Annotated in this window: 1 protein-coding gene; it reads right to left on the reverse strand. The window is 70.6% G+C overall.

The genetic code is table 11. From position 1 onward, the window contains the following. A partial coding sequence (locus E1281_RS39470; protein WP_131884783.1) for a CTP synthase occupies positions 1-1,683 on the reverse strand: 1,683 nt, incomplete at its 3' end. Between the last annotated feature and the right edge of the window lie 102 nt (positions 1,684-1,785).

Genomic DNA, 1,785 nt, shown 5'->3' on the forward strand with positions numbered 1-1,785 from the left:
GCCCTCACCCGTGCGGGCCCCGCCCGTGCGGGCGTCGGCGTAGTCGAGGGCGGCGGCGACCAGGCCGGTGAACAGCGGGTGCGGGCGCGTCGGGCGGGACCGGAACTCCGGGTGCGCCTGGGTGCCGACGAAGAACGGGTGCCGGTCGCGCGGCAGCTCCACGTACTCGACCAGGCGGCCGTCGGGCGACAGCCCGGAGAACCGCAGCCCGGCCTGCTCCAGCCGGTCCCGGTAGTCGTTGCCGACCTCGTAGCGGTGCCGGTGCCGCTCGGAGACCTTGGCCTCCCCGTACAGCTCCCGGACGATCGAGCCCTCGGCGAGGTCGGCCGGGTAGAGGCCGAGCCGCATCGTGCCGCCCATGTCGCGCTCCCCGGCGACGACGTCGAGCTGGTCGGTCATCGTGGCGACGACGGGGTCGGCGGTGGTCGCGTCGAACTCGGCGCTGCCCGCGCCGGGGAGCCCGCCCAGCGTCCGCGCGGCCTCGATGACCATGCACTGGAGCCCGAGGCAGATGCCGAGCAGCGGGACGCGGTTCTCGCGGGCGTGCCGGACGGCGCCGAGCTTGCCCTCGATGCCGCGGACCCCGAACCCGCCGGGGACGAGCACGCCGTCGACGCCGTCCAGTTCCCGCTTGGCGCCCTCGGCGGTCTCGCAGTCGTCGCTCTTGACCCAGCGGATGTGGACCTTGGCGTCGTTGCCGAACCCGCCGTGCCGCAGCGCCTCGGTGACCGACAGGTAGGCGTCGGGCAGGTCGATGTACTTGCCGACCAGCGCGATCGTGACCTCGCGGGCGGGCTTGTGGACGCGCCGCAGCAGCTCGTCCCACGCGCCCCAGTCCACGTCGCGGAACGGAAGGCCCAGCCGCCGCACCACGTAGGCGTCCAGGCCCTCGGAGTGCAGCACCTTCGGGATGTCGTAGATGGACGCCGCGTCCACGGCCGACACCACGGCCTCGCGGTCCACGTCGCACATCAGGCTGATCTTGTGCTTGAGCCCGTCGGTGATCGGCCGGTCGGACCGGCACACGATCGCGTCGGGCTGGATGCCGATGGAGCGCAGCGCGGCGACCGAATGCTGGGTCGGCTTGGTCTTCAGCTCTCCGGACGGGCCGATGTAGGGCAACAGCGACACGTGCAGGAACAGGCAGTTCTCCCGGCCGATCTCGTGCCGGATCTGGCGGACCGCCTCCAGGAAAGGCAGCGACTCGATGTCGCCGACCGTGCCGCCCACCTCGGTGATGACGATGTCGACCTCGCCGTCGGCGGCCATCCCGACGATGCGGTCCTTGATCTCGTTCGTGATGTGCGGAATGACCTGGACGGTGTCGCCGAGGTACTCCCCGCGCCGCTCCTTGGCGATCACGTTGGAGTAGACCTGCCCGGTGGTGACGTTCGCCGACCCGTGCAGCTCCGTGTCGAGGAACCGCTCGTAGTGCCCGATGTCCAGATCTGTCTCGGCGCCGTCGTCGGTGACGAAGACCTCGCCGTGCTGGAAGGGGTTCATCGTCCCGGGGTCGACGTTGAGGTAGGGGTCCAGCTTCTGCATGGTGACCCGCAGCCCGCGGAGGGCCAGGAGCCTCCCGAGGCTGGACGCCGTCAGTCCCTTGCCGAGGCTGGACGCGACACCGCCGGTGACGAAGAGATGCTTGGTAGGCCGTGATCTACCAGTGGCTGCCGAAGGCAAGAAGGCGCTCCCGTGGTCGTTGCGAGGCGGATCAGTCGTCTCACTGTCCACGGGCTATCAGGATAACAGGCGAGGAAGGATGTCCGCCCAGCGGACACCCCC

Source organism: Actinomadura sp. KC345, from assembly GCF_004348515.1.
Lineage (GTDB): Bacteria > Actinomycetota > Actinomycetes > Streptosporangiales > Streptosporangiaceae > Spirillospora.